The organism is Lysobacter sp. OAE881 (genome assembly GCF_040546665.1).
Classification (GTDB): domain Bacteria; phylum Pseudomonadota; class Gammaproteobacteria; order Xanthomonadales; family Xanthomonadaceae; genus Lysobacter_J; species Lysobacter_J soli.
Genome location: NZ_JBEPOG010000001.1, coordinates 3,251,668 through 3,272,801, shown reverse-complemented (window position 1 = coordinate 3,272,801; position 21,134 = coordinate 3,251,668). Strand labels below are relative to the sequence as shown.

The window sequence follows — 21,134 nt, the reverse complement described above, 5'->3', positions numbered from 1 at the left end:
TCCACAAGGACATCCACCATGACCCTGTTCGCACCGGTTCGGCTCGCCGCGCTTGCCGTGGCGTTGTGCTCGCTTCCTGCCTTCGCTGCACCGCCGCCGGATCTCGACGCGCGCGTCGATGCCGCGATGCGCGAGCACGGCGTGCCCGGCATGGCGATCGCCATCGTCGAGAACGGCATGCCGGTGCTCGCGAAGGGCTATGGCGTGCGCAAGCTCGGTGGGCTCGAGCGCGTGGACGCCGACACGATCTTCCCGACCGGTTCGACCGGAAAGGCGATCACGGCCGCGGCGCTGGCCGTCCTCGTCGACGACGGCAAGCTAGGCTGGGACGACAAGGTCATCGACCACATGCCTTGGTTCCGCATGTACGACCCGTGGGTCACCAGCGAGATGACCGTGCGCGACCTGCTCGTGCATCGCAGTGGACTCGGCTTGGGCGCGGGCGACCTGACGTTCGTGCCGTCGTCGTCGCGCAGCCGCGCCGACACCGTGCGCGCGCTGCGCCATCTCAAGCCTGCGACGAGCTTCCGCAGCGGTTACGCCTACGACAACCTGCTGTATGCGGTGGCCGGCCAGCTGATCGAGGAAGTCAGCGGACAGACGTGGGAAGTCTTCACGCGCGAACGCGTGCTCAAGCCTGCGGGCATGGTCGATTCGGTCACCGAACAGGCGGCGCGCTTCGCGAATCCGAACCGCGCGTGGCCGCATGCGCGCACCAGCGGCGTGATGCGCGGCATGGGACCGCAGGCGGTGCTCGACGAACGCAAGACGCTGGGCGACAACGGCGCGCCGGCCGGCGGCCTGTCGTCGAGCGCGAACGACATGGCGCACTGGCTGCAGGTACAGCTGGGCAAAGGCACGTGGACGAATGACGCCGGCGCGCCGGTGAAGGTCTTCAGCGAGGCGCAGTCGAAGCAGATGTGGACGCCCGCGGTGCTCACGCCCACGCCGACGTGGCCCGGCAAGCTCGCGTCCGCGGCGCCGAAGTTCTCGTCCTATGCGCTGGGCTGGAACGTGCGCGATTACCGCGGCGAGAAGATGCTCGACCACGGCGGCGCGGTGTTCGGCGTGCAGGCGTACGTGGCGATGATCCCCGACCGGAACTTCGGCGTCGCGGTGCTGATGAATTCGGAAGACACGCAGGCGATGCGCGGCGTCGCGCTGGAAATCATCGATCACGCGCTCGGCCTGCCGGAAACCGATTGGGTCGCGGCGTTCGACGAGTTCATGGACCTTCGCATCGAAGGCGGCCTCAAGGCACTGGATGCGGCGGCGAAAACGAAGCCGGCGTCGGGCGGCAAGCCGTCGTTGCCGATCGCGCAGTACGCCGGGCGTTACAGCGATGCCTGGTACGGGCCCATCGGCATCACGAACGACAAGGGTGGGCTGCGCATCGACTTCACGCAGACGCCCGGCATGGCCGGCCGCCTCGAGCATGTTCACCACGACACCTTCCGCACCGTGTGGGACGACGCGACCATCGAGCCCGCGTTCGTCACCTTCGGCCTGGGTGCGGAGGGCAAGGTGGAGCGCATCACGCTGAAGGCCGCCTCGCCGATCGCGGATTTCAGCTACGACTACCAGGACCTGCTGTTCACGCCGCGCCCCGATGACGTGAAACAACTACCGAAATGAACGCGCCGCAGCGCGTTGTATCGGCAAACCACGGGCTTTGCTCGTGAATGGGTGGAATCAGTCGCTGCTGCTGCCAGAACCTGTCAGTGGCCCGTGCCATGATCGCGGCTCCATCGGAAAGGAGCCGTGCCATGTCGATGATCGCGTCCTGCCACTGCGGTGCCACGAAGATCCAGGCGGCCGAAACGCCGCGTTCGGCCAAGCAATGCAACTGCAGTTTCTGCGCGCGCACCGGCGCGGTGTGGGCGTATTACGCGCCGGGCGAGCTGACCTTCCTGTCGCAGGACGAGGAGCGCACGTATTCGGCGCGCGGCATGAACCAGCACCATTTCTGCGGTATCTGCGGCATGCAGACCTGGGGCGACTCGCCGGACTGGGCGTCCGCGTACAACGCCGACGGCAGCGCGAAGGAGGGCTTCACGCCCGGCACGATGCCGACGCAGCGCATCTATGCGGTCAACCTGCGGCTCGTCGACGGCCTGGACTGGTCGAAGATCGCCATCGAGCAGATGGATGGGCGGAACAACTGGTAAGCGCGTTCCCGAGCGCGGCGTTCTCCTTCGGCGGCCATGACCACCCGCAGTTGATGCAGTTCAACTTTTGCTGTCATTCCCGCGAAGGCGGGAATCCATCTGTCCGACCATCACGTTCGACGGAAAACGTGATGCACCTGACGCATGGATCCCCGCCTCCGCGGGGATGACGTGAGAAGGGCGGATGCGCTGTCGGCCTGGATCCCGGCTTTCGCCGGGATGACGGTGAGGGGCAGCGCGGCGAAGCGGCTGAGCGGCGACGCGGTGGGAGCGGTGGAGTGGCGACGCGGTGGAGCGGTGGAGCGACGACGGGGCGAAGCGGCCAAGCGGCCAAGCGGCCAAGCGGCCAAGCGGCCAAGCGGCCAAGCGAAGCGCCGCGCTCACCCATGCTGTCATTCCCGCGAAGGCGGGAATCCATCTGTCCGACCCATCACGCTCGACGGAAAACCTGATGCAGCTGACACATGGATCCCCGCCTGCGCGGGGATGACGTGAGAAGGCCGGATGCGCTGCAGGTGAAGCCCGTCTTACCCGTGCCGAGTCCCAAAGATCTTGTCGCCCGCATCCCCCAGGCCCGGAAGGATGTAGCCCACGTCATTCAGGCGTTCATCGACGGAGGCCGTGTAGACCTCGACGTCCGGGTGCCTGGCTTCCAGCACGCGAAGGCCTTCGGGCGCGGCGACCAGGAACAGGCCCTTGATGCGCTTGCAGCCGGCCGCCTTGAGCATGTCCACCGTCGCGACCAGCGTGCCGCCGGTGGCGAGCATCGGGTCGAGGATCAGCGCCGTGCGCTCGTCCATGCGGCCGGTGAGCTTCTCGTAATAGCCCACCGGTTGCAGCGTGCGCTCGTCGCGCTGCAGGCCGACCACGCCGACTTTCGCGGCGGGAATCAGTTCGAGCACGCCGGGCAGCATGCCCAGGCCGGCGCGCAGGATCGGCACCAGCGTGACCTTCGCACCCTTGATGCGGCGCGTCGTCACCGGGCCGGCCCAGCCTTCCACGACGGCCTCTTCGGTTTCCAGGTCGGCCGTGGCCTCGTAGGTGAGCAGCGTGGCGACTTCGGAGGCGAGTTCGCGAAACGCCTTCGTGCTGATGTCGCCCATGCGCATCAGGCCGAGTTTGTGCTGCACCAGCGGGTGACGGACTTCGACGACTTTCATGGGCGATACCGGGCGCGGGAAGCCGCCAGTGTGCCTCACGCGCCGTGATCGTCGAAGCCCCTTCCGGGCGGAAGGGGCGCCGACACCCGAATGCCGTCAGAACGAGTACCGCATGATCAGCTGGTAGACCCGGCCGGACGACTCGGTCTCCAGCTCGAACTCGTCGTAGTCGCGGTCGAACTGGTCGGCGGCGTTGTCGAACTTGTGGAAGACCTCGTCCTTGTGCGCGTCCAGCAGGTTCGAACCGGTCAGGCGCAGCGACAGGTCGTCGCCGAAGCGCTTCTCGATGAAGACTTCCAGATCGCCGTCGTAATGCGTGCTCACTTCCTCGGCGAGCATGCGCGAGAACGCATCGCCCTGGCGGCGGTAGCTCGCACCGAAGGACATGCCCCAGTCGCGGATGTCCTGGATGAAGCCGACGTTGTAGACGTACTTCGCCTGGTTGTTGAAACGGCGCTCGCCGAAGTCGTCCTTCACGTCGCTGTCGAGCCACGAGTAGTTCACGAACAAGCCCGTGTCCGGCAGGCCCAGCGCGGTAAGCGGCGTCGACAGATCGAACTCGATGCCGTACACGTTGCCATCGCCGACGTTGCGCGCGGTGTAGACGAAGCTGTCCGGATCGAATTCCGGATAGCCCGGCGTGGTTGGCGTCGCGCCGGGATTCTCGTCGAGGAATTCCTCCACTTCATCCTCGTAGTCGCCGATCGCGGTCGAACTCGGTTCGCCCGTGTTGACGATCTCGATCAGGTCCTTCACGTCGCGATAGAACACGTTGACGCCGAACACGCCCCGCGCGCCGAGGCGACGTTCGTAGCCGAAATCCACGCCCCAGGCGCGCTCGGGATCGAGCGTCGGATTGCCGGTGAAGTCGTTGTCGCCGAATTCCTCTTCCAGCGTGAGCGGCAGGATCTGGTCGAAGTTCGGACGACGCACCGTGCGGCCGACGGAGAACAGCAGGCGGTCTGCGCTGGTGAAATCCCACTTCAGGTGCGCCGACGGCAGCAGCGTGTTGTAGTCGTTGCTTGCGGCCTCGTCATCGAACGCGACGTCCACATCGGTCGTCTCGTAGCGAAGGCCCGCTTCCCACGCCAGCGCGCCGGCGGTGCCGGAGAACATCAGGTACGGATCGACGCGCGTTTCGTCTATGCGGCTGTCGTTGCGGTCGAAGTCCTCGTACGGCGGCAGCGCGGCGCCTTCCTCGTCGGTGTCGACCTCGCTGACCTGAAGCGTGGTTTCGCGGCGCTTGTCCAGATAATCCACGCCGAACTCCATCGTCGCGCCACCCACGCCGCGCTTGTGCGCGAGCTTGAACGAGCCTTCGCTGTCGCGCGTGTCGGTCAGGGTGCGCGTGCCTTCGCGTTCGTCGAACGAGGGCGGCGTGTCCTCGTCGTCGAAACCGCTTTCTTCCTCCGTCGAGCGCGTGTCGTCGTCGAAGCGCGCATAATCGACGTCGAATTCCGTGCGGCCGCCGGCCATGTCGAACGCGTACTCCACGCCGAGCGACCAGTTGTCCTGCCTGATCGTCTCGACCTGGTCGTTGATCGACAGCAGGTTGTCGCGGCTCGTGCTGGTCGGATCGTTGTACTCGACCGAATGCTCGGTCTCGGTGCGGTCGGTGCGCACGTAGAAGCCGTCGACCGACAGACGACCGGTGCCGATGTCGCGCGTGTACGACAGGTTGGCCGAATAGTCGTCGCCGTCGCGCGTGTCGTCCTGGTCTTCGCGATCGACGAAGTCGCCGCCGGGCTCTTCGAAGCGGTCGCTGCGCTTGACCTTCGGGTTGTAGCGGCCCTGCACGTTGAAGCCGCCGAGCAGGCGGCCGCCGCCGACTTCGCCGCTGGCGACGGCGCCGTAGGTCGGCTTGACCTCGCCGTCGTCGAAGCGCAGCGCGCCCAGGCGCACGTACTTTCCGTCGAACTCGTAGGCGTCGCGCAGCACGATGTTCAGCGCACCCGCCACCGCGTCGCCCGAGCGGTTCGCGCTGGTACTGCGGATGATCTCGATGCGCTCGACCAGTTCGGCCGGAATGCGGTCGACGAAGAACGAGCGGTCGTTGCCCGCGCCCGGCACCTTCTTGCCGTTGATGAGGATCTGCGTGTAGCCCGGATCCAGGCCGCGCAGCTGGGCGCCGTCGTACTCGAGCACGTCGGACACGAACGCCACGCTCGGCACGCGCTTGAGCATGTCGCCGACGGTCAGCGGTTCGAAACGCTGGAAGTATTCCAGATCGTACGAGAGCACCGGCGCGACCGAATCGGTGCGGTTGCGGTACGCGATGTCCGCCTGCACGACGACCGAATCCAGCTGCTTGGGATCCGGCGACGCATCGGCCGGCGCCTCGGCGGCGACGGCGGTATTGAAGGCGGCAGCAAGGCTCATCGGCGCAATCAGTGCGCACACCAGCGCACGCGACATCGCCGCGGCCAGCACGTTACGTTTCATCGAAGTGGCATCCCCAGGTAATGGAAGGCGGCAGGCGACACGCCCCCTGCGGCCGCCCAAGCCGCGTTTTGTAGCCGCGGCGCATGGCGGAAACATGACAACGTGCGCACGCGCCGCATGACACGCGACCGTCACAATGCGCGCGTAGAAATTCGCGGTTTGTTACGACGGCTCAGGGGAAGGCATGTCCGATTCGATGAAGATGCGATGGGCCGCGTTGGCGCTCGCGTTCGGTTTGACCGCGTGTGCGACGACGGGCACCGCACCGGTGGCGCAGCACGATCGCGAGCCTGATGAGGCGATGGAAGTCGATCCGCTGCTCGCGCAGGCGGGCATCGCGCACCAAATCGTGGCCGAAGCGTTCCTCACTGCGTCCACGCCCAATGAGAACGTCGATTCGCCCGCCAGCTGGCGCACGCCGGACGGCAAGCGCTGGCTGATCGCGACGGGCAAGGCGAGCGATCGCCTCATCGTGTATGACGGCGACACCGGCGCGACGCTGCGCACCGTCGGCGGCCCGGGCACCGCGCTCGGCCAGCTGCAGCGGCCCAACGGCATCAGCGTGATCGACCACTACGTGCTCGTCGTCGAACGCGACAACCATCGCGTGCAGATGTTCCAGCTGCCGGACTTCAGGCCGCTGCTGGCGTTCGGCGCCGAAGACCTCAAGCAGCCGTACGGACTATGGGTGCGTGCGCAGCGCGACAGCTACGAGGTCATCGTGAGCGACAACTACATGTCGCCGCAGAACGAAGACGTGCCGCCGCCGCTGGCCGAACTCGATAAGCGCTTCAAGCGTTACCAGCTGCGCCGCGTGCCGGACGGCTGGCAGGCGCGGCTGATGGAAACCTTCGGCGACACGGACGAGGCGGGTGCGATCCGCATCGCCGAGTCGGTGTTCGGCGACATCGGGCACGATCGACTGCTGCTGGCCGAAGAGGACATCGCCACGGGCACGCGCATTCGCGAGTACGGCCTCGACGGCACGTACCGCGGTCGCGATATCGGAGCCGACCTGTTCAAGGCGCAGGCCGAAGGCATGGCGCTGTATCGCTGCGAGGGCGGCGCGGGTTACTGGATCGCCACCGACCAGTTCAAGGACCGCAGCCTGTTCCACGTGTTCGATCGCGTGACGCTGCAGCACCTGGGCGCGTTCGCCGGCAACAAGACGGCCAACACCGACGGCGTGTGGCTCGACCAGAGCGGCGACAAGCGCTTCCCGCAGGGCGTGTTCTACGCGGTGGACGACGACCAGGCGGTCGCGGCGTTCGACTGGCGCGACATCGCGCGTGCGCTGTCGCTGCCGGCGTGCAAGGCGGAGTGACAAAAACTCGAGCCCCTCTCCCGCTTGCGGGAGAGGGGTTGGGGTGAGGGCCAACGCGTTGGGCTGACCGCCATCCGTCCCCTCATCCGCCTGCCGGCACCTTCTCAGCTCTGCACTCCCTTCGGTCGCCGCAGGCGGGAGAAGGGCTCCTTCGGGATGCGCGATATCGATCAGTCAGCGAGTAACTGCCTGCCGTCGCGGCAGGAATTGAGGTTCAAAAGCAGGCGAAGACGGCGGGTGTGGGGGCACCCGCCGCCTTCGCGGCGGCGTCCGGGGGAGGTCAGGCCGCCGCTGCCTGCTGCGCGCGGGGGCCTTCCCGCAGCGCACGAGCGACCATCGCGACCAGCAGGTCGATTTCCTCGCTGGTGATGGTGAAGGTGGGGGTGAAGCGCAGCGAATTCGCGCCGCCGTGGATGACGCCGATGCCCTGTTCGCGCAGCCACTCTTCCGTCGAGCCGGTGCCGTAGCACTTGAACTGCGGCGAGAGTTCGCACGAGAACAGCAAGCCGGTTCCCTGCACCTTGGTGATCATGCCGCCGAGTTCGGCCTTGAGCTTTTCCAGCTTCTGCAGCGACTCGGCGCCGCGCGCGCGGATGTTCTCTCGAAGTTGCGGCGTCACCTGCGCCAGCACCGCGCAGGCGACATCGAGCGCCCGCGGGTTGGTCGTCATCGTGTTGCCGTACAGGCCCTTCTTGTAGAGCTGCGCGGCCTGCGCGCCGACGGCGAGCACCGACAGCGGGTACTGGCCGGCGTTGAGCGCCTTCGAATAGGTTTCCATGTCCGGCGGATCGAGCTGCTCGAAGCCGGGGTAATCGATGATCGACAGCACGCCGTGCGCGCGCAGGCCGGCCTGGATCGAATCCACCAGCAACAGCGCGCCATGCGAACGCGTCAGTTCGCGCGCCGCGGCGTAGAACGCCGGCGGCACGCTGCGGCCCGGATCGCCTTCGCCCATCACCGGTTCGAGGAACATCGCCTCGATGAACCAGCCGTTCGCGTCGGCATCGGCGAACACCTTCTTCAGCGCGTCGACGTCGTAGGGCTCCACCGTCAGCACCGAATCCTCGCCGCGGAAGCTCGCCAGGTGCTGCAGGTAGGTCTTGCGCGAGGAGTCCGAATACAGCGCCGGGCGTTCGGTACGGCCGTGGAAGCTGCCCTTCACCACGACGCGCTTGATCGTGCGGCCGGCGTGGCGACCGCCGGTGTCGGTCATCAGCTTGGTGTTGGCATCGGCGATGCGCGCCGCGAGCGAGACCGATTCGGAACCGGAATTCAGGCAGAAGAACTTCTCGTACGGGCAGCCGCCGCGTTCGGCGCCGATCGCGGCGCGCAGCGCCTGGTCGAAGCGCAGCTGTGACAGCGACGGCGTCATGATGTTGGCCATCGCCTGCGGGCGGGCCATCGCGGTCAGCACGGGCTTGGGCGCATGGCCGAAGCCGAGCATTCCGTAGCCGCCGGAATCGTGCAGCACGGCGCCCTTCAGCGTGACCACCCAAGGGCCGCGCGCAACGAGCGCGACGTAGGGATTCACCGCGTCATCCGGGTAGAAATTGACGTAACCGCCCTGGACGGCATGCACCTGGGCGTCTTCGTCGAGCTCCAGCAGGTCGGCGAAGTCGTCCTTCACGCGCTGGTATTCCTGCTCGGCTGCCTCGATCGCCTCGATCAGCTCGGCGTGCGTGTGGGCGAAGCGCGCGATGGTCGCGTCATCCAGGCCGTGGGTACGGCGGCGGCCACCATGGGCGCGCAGGGGGGCGAGACGGTCGATGACGGCCATGAGGTCCTCCGGGGTCGAAACAGGCGGTAACCCGTCCATTATCTGGATTAAATCGTCGATCGACAGTACGGATTTGTACGAATTCGTGGATAATTTCGTCGTTTCGACGAATATTGAGGGCGAATCGTGAAGATCACCGACGCCGACCAACAGGTGCTCTCCGTGCTGCGCGAGAACGCCCGCGCCTCGACGGCGGACATCGCGCGACGGCTGAAGCTGTCGCGCACCACCGTGCACAGCCGGATCGAACGCCTGGAGCGCGAAGGCGTGATCCAGGGCTACACGGTGCGCGTCCACGACGCCGCCGAGCGCGGCTACATCCGCGCCCACATCATGATCACCGTCCTGCCGAAGCGGGCGCCGTCCGTCGCCGCCGCACTTCACGCGATGCCCGAAGTGCGTGCGCTGCATTCGGTGAGCGGCCCGTTCGACCTGGTGGCGCTGGGCGTGGCGCCGTCGGTGGAGGCGATGGACGAGCTGACCGACCGCATCGGCGCCATCGATGGCGTGGAGCGGACGACGTCGGCGATCGTGCTGTCGGCGAAGTTCGAGCGGTGAATCGCCGGGCGCTGGCATTGAGCCCCTCTCCCTCCGGGAGAGGGGTTGGGGTGAGGGTCGGTGCGTGCGATCACGCTGGCGCCTGTAGTGCCTCCTTCGGGGGCGCCAACGAAGCGGAAGCAAAATGGATTCCAGCTTTCGCTGGAATGACGAGCGTAAAGGTGAATTCGCAACCGCGAATGCCCGAGTACCCCGAACGTCACTGGCCTGGATCCCGGCTTTCGCCGGGATGACGGTGCTTTGGGCCAGGGGATTGGGCGTGACGGAGTGTCCGGCTGCCCGGGCGCCTTCCTTCTACAATGTGCGATCCCCGCTCGACCGACCGGCCTGTCTTGCCGGCCCAACGCCTTGAAGAAATCCGACTTCCATTACGACCTGCCGCCCGAGCTGATCGCCCAGGCGCCGCTGCCCGAGCGTTCGGCCAGCCGCCTGCTGGTGGTGCCGCCCACGCCCGGCAACGCCTTCGACAGCGGCTTCCAGGACCGCGTCTTCCGCGACCTGCCCGACCTGCTGCAGCCCGGCGACCTGCTGGTGTTCAACGACACCCGCGTGATCCCGGCGCGCCTGTACGGGCAGAAGACCACCGGCGGCCGCGTGGAAATCCTGATCGAGCGCATGCTCGGCGGTTTCGAGGTCCGCGCCCAGCTGGGCGTGAGCAAGTCGCCGAAGGAAGGCGCGCGTATCGCGCTCGACGCCGGCGGCGAGGCGGAAGTGCTCGGTCGCGACGGCGAGTTCTACCGCCTGCGGTTCCACATCGACGAATCGCTGGAGAAGTACCTGCTGCATGCCGGCCGCCTGCCGCTGCCGCCGTACATCCAGCGCGAGGCCGGCACGGACGACGACACTCGATACCAGACCGTTTTCGCGCGCGAGGTCGGCGCCGTCGCCGCGCCCACCGCCGGGCTGCATTTCGACGAAGCGCTGCTGGACGCGCTGAAGGCGCGCGGCGTCGAGTTCGGCCACGTGACGCTGCACGTCGGCGCCGGCACGTTCCAGCCGGTGCGCGTGGACGAACTCGACCAGCACGTCATGCACAGCGAATGGCTGAACGTCGGCGCGGTGCTGATCGAACAGATCCGTCGCACGCGCGCTGCGGGCGGTCGCGTGATCGCGGTCGGCACGACGGTCGTGCGCGCGCTGGAAAGCGCGATGCGCCGCAACGACGAGGGCGAAGGCGAACTGCAGCCGTACGCCGGCGAGACGCGCCTGTTCATCCTGCCCGGCTACCGCATCCGCTCGGTGGATGCGCTGATCACCAATTTCCACCTGCCCGAGAGCACCCTGCTGATGCTTGTTTCCGCCTTCGCCGGCAAGGCGCGCGTGTTCGCCGCCTACGACCACGCCATCGCGGAGCGCTACCGCTTCTTCTCCTACGGCGACGCGATGCTGCTGTTCCCGCAGTCGCACGATGAAAGGGAGCAGGCCGAATGAGCCGGCTGTCCTTCGAACTGCTGCGCACGGACGGAGCCGCGCGTCGCGGCCGCCTGACCTTCCCGCGCGGCACGGTGGAAACGCCGACGTTCATGCCGGTGGGCACCTACGGCTCGGTCAAGGGCGTGCTGCCCGAACAGGTCCGCGAACTCGGCGCGGAAATGATCCTCGGCAACACCTTCCACCTCTACTTGCGACCGGGCCTGGACGTCATCGGCGATCACGGGGGGCTGCATCGCTTCACCGGCTGGAATGGGCCGATCCTGACCGACTCGGGCGGATTCCAGGTCTTCTCGCTGGCGCACAAGCGCAAGATCACCGAGCAGGGCGTGACCTTCGCGGCGCCGACCGACGGCAGCAAGGTCTTCCTCGGCCCGGAGGAAAGCATGCGGATCCAGAAGGTGCTGGATTCGGACGTCGTCATGATCTTCGACGAATGCACGCCGTACCCGGCCACGGAGGACGTCGCGCGGCGCTCGATGGAACTGAGCCTGCGCTGGGCCGAGCGCAGCAAGCGCGCGCACGAGGGCAACGACGCGGCGCTGTTCGGCATCGTCCAGGGCGGCGTGCATGAAGCGCTGCGCACGCGTTCGGCGGCGGCGCTCGTCGACATCGGTTTCGACGGGTACGCCATCGGCGGCCTCGCCGTGGGCGAGCCGGAAGCCGAGCGCAACCACATGCTCGAACACACCTGCCCGCAGCTGCCGGCCGACCAGCCGCGCTACCTGATGGGCGTGGGCCGCCCGGAAGACCTGGTCGAAGGCGTCGCGCGCGGCATCGACATGTTCGATTGCGTGATGCCCACCCGCAACGCCCGCAACGGCCACTACTTCACCTCCTTCGGCACGGTACGCGCGCGCAACGCCAAGTACGAGCGCGACCTGCGCCCGATCGAGGAGGGCTGCGACTGCTACGCCTGCCGCAACGGATTCAGCCGCAGCTACCTGCGCCACCTGGACCGCTGCAACGAGATGCTCGGGCCGATGCTGGGCACCCTCCACAACCTGCGCTACTACCAGCGCCTGATGGCGCAGATGCGCGAGGCCATCGCGCAGGGAACCTTCGCCGCCTTCCGCGAGTCCTTCTACGCCGCGCGGACGCCGGAATAGGGATCCGCGCACGGTTTGCGCATGACCCGCACGGGGAGGGCGGGAGCAGCGCAGGGCAGGGGCGGGACGGATCTTCCGGCCGTCCGGGGCCCGCCTGCCGCCCCGTGGCATAATCCCCCGCTATTTTTCGATCAGGACGACCGTCATGAATCTGCTCGACCTCGTGATTTCCCCCGCCTACGCCCAGGCCGCCCCGCAGGCTGGCGCCGGCGGCTTCGGCATGTCGCTGCTGTTCCCCATCCTGCTGATCGCGGTCATGTACTTCCTCATGATCCGCCCGCAGATGAAGCGCCAGAAGGAACACCGCGCGATGCTGGAGAAGCTCTCCAAGGGCGACGAAGTCATCACCAACGGCGGCATCGCCGGCACGGTGAGCGACATCGGCGAGAACTTCATCACCGTGGAGATCGCCGACAACGTGCGCATCCGCGTGCAGAAGGGCGCCATCGCCAACGTGCTGCCCAAGGGCACCCTGAAGTCGGCGTAAGCCCGCTTTCCCGATCCCACCTGAGCGTGCGCCCCTGGGCGCGCGCGGAATGCCGCGATGCTTGAATTTCCTAAGTGGAAATATTTCCTGATCCTGCTCGTACTCGGCCTGGGCGTGCTGTACGCGCTGCCCAACGTCTACCAGAAGGATCCTTCCGTACAGATCACGGCCAACCGCAGCGGCCAGCTCGATGAAGCCCTGCGCACGCGCGTCAAGGCCGAGCTCGCCCAGGCCGGCATCACGCCGCGCTCGGTGGAGATCGAAGGCGACAACCTGATGGTTCGCCTGCCGTCGCTGGACGCGCAGAGCAAGGCCAACAACGCCCTGCGCACCTCGCTCGGCGAGAACTACACCGTCGCGCTGAACCTCGCCTCGACGGTGCCGGACTGGCTGGCCAATCTCGGCGGCAAGCCGATGGTGCTGGGCCTGGACCTCCAGGGCGGCGTGCACTTCGTGATGCAGGTCGACCAGCGCGCCGCGCTGGAAAAGCGCGTCGACGCCTACGCCGAAGACATCCGCGTGAGCCTGCGCGACGCCAAGATCGCCTACCAGTCGGTCGAACGTCGTCCGGACAACAGCATCCTGGCGATGCTCGCCCCGGGCCAGGACGCCGAGCGCGCGCGCAACGAGCTCGCCCGCCTGATGCCGGTGCTCAACTTCGACGTCACCGGCAACAACGTGGCGGTCACGATCCCCGAGGCGGAGCTGCGTGCCATCGCCGCCGGCGCGATCGAGCAGAACGTCACCACGCTGCGCAACCGCGTCAACCAGCTGGGCGTGGCCGAGCCGATCATCCAGCGCCAGGGCGAGGACCGCATCGTCGTCCAGCTGCCGGGCGTGCAGGACACGGCCGAAGCCAAGCGCCTGATCGGCGCCACCGCGACGCTGGAATTCCGCGCGGTCGTCGATGGCGACGCGATGGAAGCCAAGCGCACCGGCGTCATGCCGCCGGGCGCGCGCCTGTACACCATCCGCAACACCGACCAGCCGGTGCTGCTGAGCAAGCGCGTGCTGGCCTCGGGCGACCAGATGGTCGGCGCGAAGGTCGGCCGCGACCAGAACGGCCTGCCGGCGGTGGACATCACGCTCAACAGCATCGCCGGCCAGCGCATGTTCGACTTCACCAGCGAGAACGTCGGCAAGCTGATGTCGGTGGTGTACATCGAGCGCATCCCGACCGTGACCATGGTCAACGGCCAGGAAGTGCGCAGCGTGCGCGTGCAGGAAGAAGCGCTGTCGCCGACGCGCATCGCCGGCGTGTTCGGCAAGAACTTCCAGACCACGGGTCTCGAGAAGGTCGAGGCCGAGACGCTGGCCAAGCTGCTCAGCGCCGGTTCGCTCGCCGCGCCGATGGACTTCGTCGAGGAACGCATCATCGGCCCGAGCCTGGGCGCGGAGAACGTCGAGCGCGGCATCACCGCCGTGCTGTACGCCTTCGTGTTCACGCTGGCCTTCTTCACCATCTACTACCGCATGTTCGGCGTGATCACCTCGGTCGCGCTGCTGATGAACCTGCTGATCGTGGTGGCGGTGATGTCGATGTTCGGCGCGACGATGACGCTGCCGGGCTTCGCCGGCCTTGCGCTGTCGGTCGGCCTGTCGGTCGACGCGAACGTGCTGATCAACGAGCGAATCCGCGAAGAGCTGCGCCACGGCGTACCGCCGAAGGCGGCGATCGCGGCCGGTTACGAGAAGGCGGGCGGCACCATCATGGACGCCAACCTGACCGGCCTGATCGTGGGCGTGGCGCTGTACGTGTTCGGCACCGGCCCGCTGAAGGGCTTCGCGCTGACCATGATCATCGGCATCTTCGCCTCGATGTTCACCGCGATCACCGTGTCGCGCGCGCTGGCGCAGCTGATCTACGGCAACCGCAAGAAGCTCAAGTCCGTGGCCATCTGACCGGGTGAGAACGAATCAATGAAACTTTTCCCGCTTCATCTCATCCCCAACGACACCAAGATCGACTTCCTGCGTACGCGCTACGTGTCGATGACGATCACGGTGCTGCTGTTCATCGCCTCGCTGGTGGTCATCGGCACGTACGGCTTCAAGAAGGAGGCCTACGCGCTGGAGTTCACCGGCGGCACGCTGGTGGAAACCACGTTCCAGAAGCCGGCCGACGTCGATCAGGTCCGCGAGAACCTGGCGAAAGCCGGCTTCGAGAACGCCCAGGTGCAGGCGTTCGGCGGCGGCAATGGCCTGATGATCCGCCTGCAGCCGCACGGCGAGAGCAACAACGCCACCGGCAGCCAGTCCATCGCCAACCAGGTGGTCAAGGCGGTGTCCACCGAGGAGAACCCGGCGCGCGTGCAGCGCAGCGAGTTCATCGGCCCGCAGGTCGGCGCCGACCTCGTGCGCGATGGCATCTACGCCACGGCGTTCATGCTCATCGGCTTCCTGATCTACATCGCGTTCCGCTTCGAGTGGAAGTTCGCGGTGGTGGCGAGCCTGACGGCGTTCTTCGACCTGATCGTCACCGCGGCCTACATCTACATCAGCGGCCGCGAGTTCGACCTGACCGTGCTGGCCGGTCTGCTGTCGGTGATGGGCTTTGCGATCAACGACATCATCGTGGTCTTCGACCGCGTGCGAGAGAACTTCCGCACGCTGCGCGTGGACTCGATCGAAGTGCTGAACCGCTCGATCAACCAGACGCTGTCGCGAACGGTGATCACCGCGGTGATGTTCTTCCTGTCGGCCTACGCGCTGTACCTGTACGGCGGCTCGTCCATGGAAGGCCTCGCGCTGACGCACATGATCGGCGCGGCGATCGTGGTCTTCTCGACGATCCTGGTGGCGGTGCCGATGCTCGCCATCGGCCCGTTCAAGGTCAGCAAGCAGGACCTGCTGCCCAAGGCCAAGGACGAGGCCGCGCTGGCGCGTCGTCCGTAAGCCTGCTGCGAAGCCGTCCCGGGAAAGGGCCGCCTTGTGCGGCCCTTTTCTTTTTCGGGACGACGCCGCCTCGTGCGGCCCTTTTCTTTTTTCGGGACGACGCCGCCTCGTGCGGCCCTTTTCTTTTTCGGGATGACGCCGCCTTGGGCGGCGCTCTGGGGGATCGCGGCGTCGCGTCATCGAAGCGTCACCGTCCCGGGTCAACCTGATGCCCCCGATCTGCCCCGATCAGGCGGCTGGGAAAACTGAGACTCAAGTCACATCAAAGGCGGCCGATACCGAGTCGAACCCACACCGACTCGCCCCGATGCCACTGCCCGACGCCCACCGCGCCGCCGCAACTGCCGCCTTTCCGCACCGCCGATCGACGGCGCCCGCCAGCGCCTGGCAGGGATTGCGCGGTTCGCTGGGCCGGCGGATCGGGCTGCCGCTGGTGGCCACGATGGTCCTGATGATGGCGGGCCTGACCGTGATGGTCAGCCACTACGCAGCGCAGGCCGTCGAGACGCGCGCCCGCGACGACCTGCGCTCGGCCGCCTCGATCCTGCGCGACAACATCGCGACTTACGAGCAGAGCCTGACCGAATCGACGGCGACCCTGGGCGGCGCGTTGCAGGCCGCGCTGTCCGGCGGACCGGTGGCGCTGACGCAATCGAAGGACGGTGCGCCGCTGCTGTCGCTGCAGGGCCAGACGGTCGACGCAACCTTCGCCGCCGTCGATCGTTTCACCGCCGACACCGGCGCGGTCGTGACGATCTTCGCGCGCGACGGCGACGACTTCGTCCGCGTCTCGACCTCGCTGCGCAACGAGAAGGGCGAGCGCGTCATCGGCACCAAGCTCGCGCACGATTCGCCCGCCTACGCGCCGGTCGCGAAGAACCAGCCGTACACCGGCAAGACGCGCCTGTTCGGCCGCGACTACATGGTCCATTACCGCCCGCTGCTCGACGATGCCGGCGCGCTCGTCGGCGTTCTGTTCGTCGGCAAGGAATACGGTGCCGAGCTGACCGCGCTGAAGGACCGCACGCGCGCCATGCACATCGGCGAGCACGGCCATTTCCTCGTGGTGGAAAACTCGAAGGACGGCGTGGAAACGCTCGCGATCCATCCCGCCGCCGAAGGCGCCGCGCTCTCCGAACTCGTCGATCCCGCGGGCCTGAAGTCGTTGCGCGAGGCGATCGCGGCCGGCCGCGGCATCGCCACCGTCGACCTTGCGGCGAAGCCGAACGCTGCGGCGGAGCCGACCCTCGTCGCCGTGGAAACCTTTCCCGACTGGAAGTGGGCCGTCGTGGCCGCCGAGCCGGTCTCGCAGATCGCCGCCTCCACGCACGCGCTGGTGGCAATGATCGCAGTGGCGTCGCTCATCACGCTGCTGGTCATCCTCGCGGTGTCGTGGTGGTGCGTGCGCCGGATCGTCACGCAGCCGCTGGAGCAGGTGGCGCGGCTCGCCGACGACGTCGCGCAGGGCCGCTTCGATGGCGCGATGCCGCCGCCGCGCCACGATGAACTCGGCCGTCTCCTGCAGGCGATGGGCCGCATGCGCGAGCGCGTGCAGTCGGTCATCGCCGCGCAGCGCGAGATGTCGCAGCGCCACGAGGTCGGCCAGATCAGCTTCCGCATGGACGACGCGGCGTTCCCCGGCCAGTACGGCGAGATGGTGCGCGACACCAACGCGCTCGTCGCCGCGCACATCGAGGTGAAGATGCAGCTGGTGGACGTCATGCGGCATTACGCCGTGGGCGACCTGTCCATCGACATGGACCGCCTGCCCGGTGAGAAGGCCGTGCTCACGCAGACCATGGATACGGTGAAGGCCAACCTGTCGGCGATCAACGACGAGATCAAGCGCCTGGCCGCCGCCGCTGCCGCGGGCGAGTTCGGCGTGCGTGGCGATGCCGCGCGCTTCGAGCACGACTTCCGCGCGATGGTCGACGGCCTCAACGCGATGATGTCGGTGAGCGATGCGAACCTCGATCAGGTCTCGCGCCTGCTGCGTGCCATCGCGCGCGGCGACCTCACCGCGCGCATGCACGGCGACTTCCATGGTGTGTTCGCCCGTATGCGCGATGATGCGGACGCGACCGTCGCGCAGCTGACGGGCATCGTCGGCCGTATCCAGCACGCGTCGGACGCGATCGACGGCGCCGCGGCGGAGATCGCCGCCGGCAACGCCGACCTGTCGCGTCGCACCGAGCAGCAGGCGGCGAGCCTGGAGGAAACGGCCGCGTCGATGGAGGAACTGACTTCGACCGTCCGCCAGAACGCCGAATCCGCGCGCCAGGCCAACCAGTTCGCGATCGACGCGGCCAGCGTCGCCGCGCAGGGCAGCCAGGTCGTCGGACAGGCGGTGGCGACGATGCGCGAGATCGAAACGGCTTCGCACCGCATCGCCGAAATCATCGGCACCATCGACGGCATCGCGTTCCAGACCAACATCCTCGCGCTCAACGCCGCGGTGGAAGCCGCGCGCGCGGGCGAGAGCGGTCGCGGCTTCGCGGTCGTCGCCTCGGAAGTGCGCGCGCTGGCGCAGCGTTCGGCCAACGCAGCGAAGGAGATCAAGACGCTGATCGAAGCCTCGGTGGAAAAGGTCAACGACGGCTCGGCGCTGGTGAATCGCGCCGGCGCGACGATGGACGACATCACGACATCGGTGCGCCGCGTCACCGACATCATGGCCGACATCTCCACCGCGTCGCAGGAACAGAGCGCGGGCATCGATCTGGTCAGCGGCGCGATCACGAGCATGGAAGAGGGCACGCAGCAGAACGCGGCGCTGGTCGAGGAAGCGTCCGCATCGGCGCACAGCATGGAGGAACAGGCGCGGGCGCTCGCCGGCGCGGTGCGCCAGTTCGTGCTCGCCGATGCGCCGGCGGTCACGCGCGCGGCGGCCTGATCAACGTTGGGGAATGGAGCCTTCGGGCACGCATCGCTGGAGCGCGCCTTCGTTGGGGAGCGAAGGCGCGCTCGCGATGCGGGTTCGGTTTGGTGTGCGCTGTCGCGCGGGGCACCGGGTCGTGGTGAACCATGTCACCGTTATTCCGGCCGAAACGTCGCGATGGCCGGGATCGGCGGCGGCGCATCGCTGCGTGACAGCGCTTTGTAACGGCGCCCAACTTCACCGTCATCCCGGCGAAGGCCGGGACCCAGGCCGTCACATCGGTGCACTCCGACTGCGGTGAACCACTTCAGCGTCATCCCGGCGAAAGCCGGGATCCAGGCCCGTAACGTTCGGGCACTCCGACTACGGTGACCGCCCTCACCGTCATTCCAGCGAAAGCTGGAATCCATCTTGATGTTGCCTTTGCCGTTGCCGTTGCTCTTGCTCTTGCTCTTGCTCTTGCTCTGGTTCTGGCTCTGGCTCTGGCTCTGGCTCCTGCTCTTGCTCGTCATTCCCGCGAAGGCGGGAATCCAGGGACTCTCCATGCTTTCCCGGCAACGCGTAAGAGCAAAGAAGAATCACAATCCAAGCTTCCGATCGCCTGCGGCGCTCGGGTCACTTTTCTTTGCTCGCACAAAGAAAAGTAACCCAAAGAAAGTGCGTACAAGTCCAACCCAGTCCTACGACCGGACGGAGAAAGGGCGCGTTCGCGATTCGCCATCCATGGCTCAGCGCTCACCGCCGCACATCCTGTGCGGCGCCCTCCGGGGCTAGCGACGAATAGGCTGTTCGACAGCAACAGCAACAGCAACAGCAACAGCAACAGCAACAGCAACAGCAGGTGGATTCCAGCGTCGCTGGAATGACGGTGATTTATGTCGATGCCGGTGTAGTGCTGGCGGCACGGCTTTTAGCCCCTCTCCCAGCGGGAGAGGGGTTGGGGTGAGGGGCAACGAAGCCGTAGCGGTGAACTAACCGTGCCCTACAGCGCTGCGCTGCTGCTTCCCGTCGCGAATGCAAGAACGAAATGGACTCCAGCTTTCGCTGGAAGAGGGCGCAGAGGTGCGCGCCAAAATATTCCCGAACCGCATCCCGACCAAACAAAAAAGCCGCGCAATGCGCGGCTTTTCGTTACGACGTGAACGGGACGCGACCGATCAATCAAACGCCGCCGCATACCCCGTGTTGACGATCTTCTGCTGCAGCAGGTCGGCGACCTTGAGATTGCCCGCGACGAGCTGGCGCGTGGCCAGGCCGCGGTTGTCCATCGGGCCGGTGGTGCGGCCGCGGAAGTCGCTGACCTTGCCGCCCGCCTCGCGCACCAGCAGCACGCCGGCGGCGATGTCCCACGGCTTCACGCCGGCCTCGAAGTACGCGTCGGCACGACCGCAGGCGACGTACGCCAGGTCCAGCGCGGCCGAACCGGTGCGACGGATGTCCTCCGCCTCCAGCAGCAGGTTGTCGATGCACTTGAGCTGCGCGGACACGCGCTCGCGCTCGCGCGGCGGGAAACCGGTCAGCACCATCGCGCCACCCAGATCCTTGCGGTCGGCCACGCGGATGCGGCGCTCGTTGAGCGTCGCGCCGCTGCCGCGGCTGGCGGTGAACAGGTCGTTGCGCAGCGGGTCGAAGATCACCGCGTGGATCGGCTCGCCGTTTTCCACCAGCGCGATCGACACGCAGAAATGCGGGATGCCGTGCAGGTAGTTGCTCGTGCCGTCGAGCGGATCGATCACCCAGGTGAAGCGGTTGTGGCCGATCGAGCCGGTTTCCTCGCCGAGGATCGCGTAGTCCGGCGTGGAACGGCGGAATTCCTTGATGATCTCCTTCTCCGCCAGGCCGTCGACTTCGCTGGCGTAGTCCATCCGGTCCTTCTCGACGATGTTCAGGGCGTCGAGCTTGTTCATGTGGCGCAACAGCACGTTGCCGGCGGAGCGGGCGGCCTTGACCATGAGGGTGACTGCGGGTTTCTGCATGGGTACGGCGCCTCGTTCGGGGGACGGGGAGAGAATGGACTGGCGGGGGTGAAAGAGCGTCGCCGGCGCTGTGGCCGGGGCGCGGAGTTTACCATTGCGCGCCATGAGTTCCGAATCGAAATCCGTGAATCCTTCCCATACGCCCGCACAGCGCCTGCGCATCGTCCTGGTCGGCACCCAGCATCCCGGCAACATGGGCTCCGCCGCCCGGGCCATGAAGACCATGGGCCTGGCCCGGCTGGTCCTGGTCGCCCCGGAAAAGCGTCCCAACGAGGAGTCCTACGCGTTGGCCGCCGGCGCCGACGACGTGCTGGGCGACGCGGTGATCTGCGAGACGCTGGCCGAAGCGGTCGCCGATTGCCGCCTGGTCCTGGGTTGCACCGCGCGCAGCCGCCGCGTCCAGCTGGAGGAACTGATGCCCCGCGACGCCGCGAGCCGCGCCGTGGCGCAGGCCGCCGGCGGGGCGGAGGTCGCGCTGGTCTTCGGCCGCGAACGCACGGGCCTGACCAACGAGGAGCTCCAGCTCTGCCACGCCGCGGTGCACATCCCGGCCAATCCGGACTACAGCTCGTTGAACCTTGCCGCCGCCGTGCAGGTGCTGAGCTACGAGCTGCGACTGGCGCTGCTCGAAGGGGCCTCGGCCGAAGGGGAAAGCGCAGGCACCGAAGACCCGCGCGACCTGCCGGCCTCGCACGCCGAGATGGAAGGCTTCTTCGCGCAGCTGGCCGAAACCCTGGACGCGATCGATTTCCACAAGGGGCGCGCGCCCGAGTCGGCGATGCGCAAGCTGCGCCGGCTGTACCTGCGCGCCGGTCTGGATGCGCGCGAGGTCCGGATCCTGCGCGGCATCCTGGCCGACGCGCAGCGCATGGCGATGCTCGCCGGGTCAAAACGCTGATCTGCTGATGGCCGGGCGGTTTGCCGTTTCG

Annotated in this window: 16 protein-coding genes; 12 read left to right on the top strand and 4 right to left on the bottom strand. The window is 67.2% G+C overall.

Annotated elements, in window-relative coordinates; translation table 11 throughout:
- Nucleotides 1-18: 18 nt before the first annotated feature.
- Nucleotides 19-1,635, top strand: a complete 1,617-nt coding sequence (locus tag ABIE51_RS15060; RefSeq protein WP_192631318.1) for a serine hydrolase — start codon at nucleotides 19-21, stop codon at nucleotides 1,633-1,635.
- Nucleotides 1,636-1,766: 131 nt separating this feature from the next.
- The gene (locus ABIE51_RS15055) at nucleotides 1,767-2,168 is read left to right on the top strand and encodes a GFA family protein (RefSeq protein ID WP_192631317.1); all 402 of its coding nucleotides are present in this window, start codon (nucleotides 1,767-1,769) and stop codon (nucleotides 2,166-2,168) included.
- 527 nt (nucleotides 2,169-2,695) lie between these two features.
- Here the strand turns inward: ABIE51_RS15055 and upp are convergent.
- Nucleotides 2,696-3,328 carry a uracil phosphoribosyltransferase gene (upp, locus tag ABIE51_RS15050; protein ID WP_192631316.1) on the bottom strand — a complete coding sequence of 211 codons (633 nt, stop codon included), beginning with the start codon at nucleotides 3,326-3,328 and terminating at the stop codon, nucleotides 2,696-2,698.
- A gap of 96 nt (nucleotides 3,329-3,424) precedes the next feature.
- Entirely contained in the window at nucleotides 3,425-5,770 is a 2,346-nt protein-coding gene (locus ABIE51_RS15045; RefSeq protein WP_192631315.1) for a TonB-dependent receptor plug domain-containing protein, read from the bottom strand.
- Between the two features lie 202 nt (nucleotides 5,771-5,972).
- Here ABIE51_RS15045 and ABIE51_RS15040 point away from each other — a divergent pair, with 202 nt between their 5' ends.
- Entirely contained in the window at nucleotides 5,973-7,094 is a 1,122-nt protein-coding gene (locus tag ABIE51_RS15040) for a phytase (RefSeq protein WP_192631730.1), read from the top strand.
- A 280-nt stretch (nucleotides 7,095-7,374) separates the two neighbouring features.
- On the opposite strand, the gene ABIE51_RS15035 is transcribed toward ABIE51_RS15040, so the two are convergent.
- The gene (locus tag ABIE51_RS15035; RefSeq protein WP_192631314.1) at nucleotides 7,375-8,871 is read right to left on the bottom strand and encodes an aminotransferase class III-fold pyridoxal phosphate-dependent enzyme; all 1,497 of its coding nucleotides are present in this window, start codon (nucleotides 8,869-8,871) and stop codon (nucleotides 7,375-7,377) included.
- Between the two features lie 126 nt (nucleotides 8,872-8,997).
- Here ABIE51_RS15035 and ABIE51_RS15030 point away from each other — a divergent pair, with 126 nt between their 5' ends.
- The 8 genes from ABIE51_RS15030 (at nucleotide 8,998) to ABIE51_RS14995 (ending at nucleotide 18,876) form a co-directional block, all read left to right on the top strand.
- Complete coding sequence (locus tag ABIE51_RS15030; protein ID WP_192631313.1) at nucleotides 8,998-9,429, top strand: Lrp/AsnC family transcriptional regulator; 432 nt, start codon at nucleotides 8,998-9,000, stop codon at nucleotides 9,427-9,429.
- 348 nt (nucleotides 9,430-9,777) lie between these two features.
- The gene (gene queA / locus ABIE51_RS15025; RefSeq protein WP_192631312.1) at nucleotides 9,778-10,860 is read left to right on the top strand and encodes a tRNA preQ1(34) S-adenosylmethionine ribosyltransferase-isomerase QueA; all 1,083 of its coding nucleotides are present in this window, start codon (nucleotides 9,778-9,780) and stop codon (nucleotides 10,858-10,860) included.
- Nucleotides 10,857-11,969, top strand: coding sequence for a tRNA guanosine(34) transglycosylase Tgt (tgt, locus tag ABIE51_RS15020; protein WP_192631311.1), 1,113 nt, complete (start codon nucleotides 10,857-10,859; stop codon nucleotides 11,967-11,969). The genes queA and tgt overlap by 4 nt, the downstream gene beginning before the upstream one ends.
- A gap of 145 nt (nucleotides 11,970-12,114) precedes the next feature.
- A complete protein-coding gene (gene yajC, locus ABIE51_RS15015) occupies nucleotides 12,115-12,456 on the top strand; it encodes a preprotein translocase subunit YajC (protein WP_115842381.1) in 342 nt (113 codons plus the stop codon).
- Nucleotides 12,457-12,513: 57 nt separating this feature from the next.
- Nucleotides 12,514-14,358, top strand: coding sequence for a protein translocase subunit SecD (secD, locus tag ABIE51_RS15010; protein WP_157030818.1), 1,845 nt, complete (start codon nucleotides 12,514-12,516; stop codon nucleotides 14,356-14,358).
- An 18-nt stretch (nucleotides 14,359-14,376) separates the two neighbouring features.
- Nucleotides 14,377-15,351: a protein translocase subunit SecF gene (gene secF, locus ABIE51_RS15005; RefSeq protein ID WP_157030817.1), complete on the top strand. Its 975-nt coding sequence runs from the start codon at nucleotides 14,377-14,379 to the stop codon at nucleotides 15,349-15,351.
- A 307-nt stretch (nucleotides 15,352-15,658) separates the two neighbouring features.
- A complete protein-coding gene (locus ABIE51_RS15000; protein ID WP_192631310.1) occupies nucleotides 15,659-18,244 on the top strand; it encodes a Cache 3/Cache 2 fusion domain-containing protein in 2,586 nt (861 codons plus the stop codon).
- A 353-nt stretch (nucleotides 18,245-18,597) separates the two neighbouring features.
- Nucleotides 18,598-18,876 (top strand): hypothetical protein, encoded by a 279-nt coding sequence (locus tag ABIE51_RS14995; RefSeq protein ID WP_354504416.1) that lies wholly within the window; start codon nucleotides 18,598-18,600, stop codon nucleotides 18,874-18,876.
- Nucleotides 18,877-19,386: 510 nt separating this feature from the next.
- Here the strand turns inward: ABIE51_RS14995 and ABIE51_RS14990 are convergent.
- Nucleotides 19,387-20,205 (bottom strand): inositol monophosphatase family protein, encoded by an 819-nt coding sequence (locus tag ABIE51_RS14990; RefSeq protein ID WP_157030815.1) that lies wholly within the window; start codon nucleotides 20,203-20,205, stop codon nucleotides 19,387-19,389.
- Nucleotides 20,206-20,308: 103 nt separating this feature from the next.
- On the opposite strand from ABIE51_RS14990, the gene ABIE51_RS14985 reads away from it, so the two are divergent.
- Nucleotides 20,309-21,103, top strand: a complete 795-nt coding sequence (locus ABIE51_RS14985; RefSeq protein ID WP_192631308.1) for an RNA methyltransferase — start codon at nucleotides 20,309-20,311, stop codon at nucleotides 21,101-21,103.
- Nucleotides 21,104-21,134 lie beyond the last annotated feature (31 nt).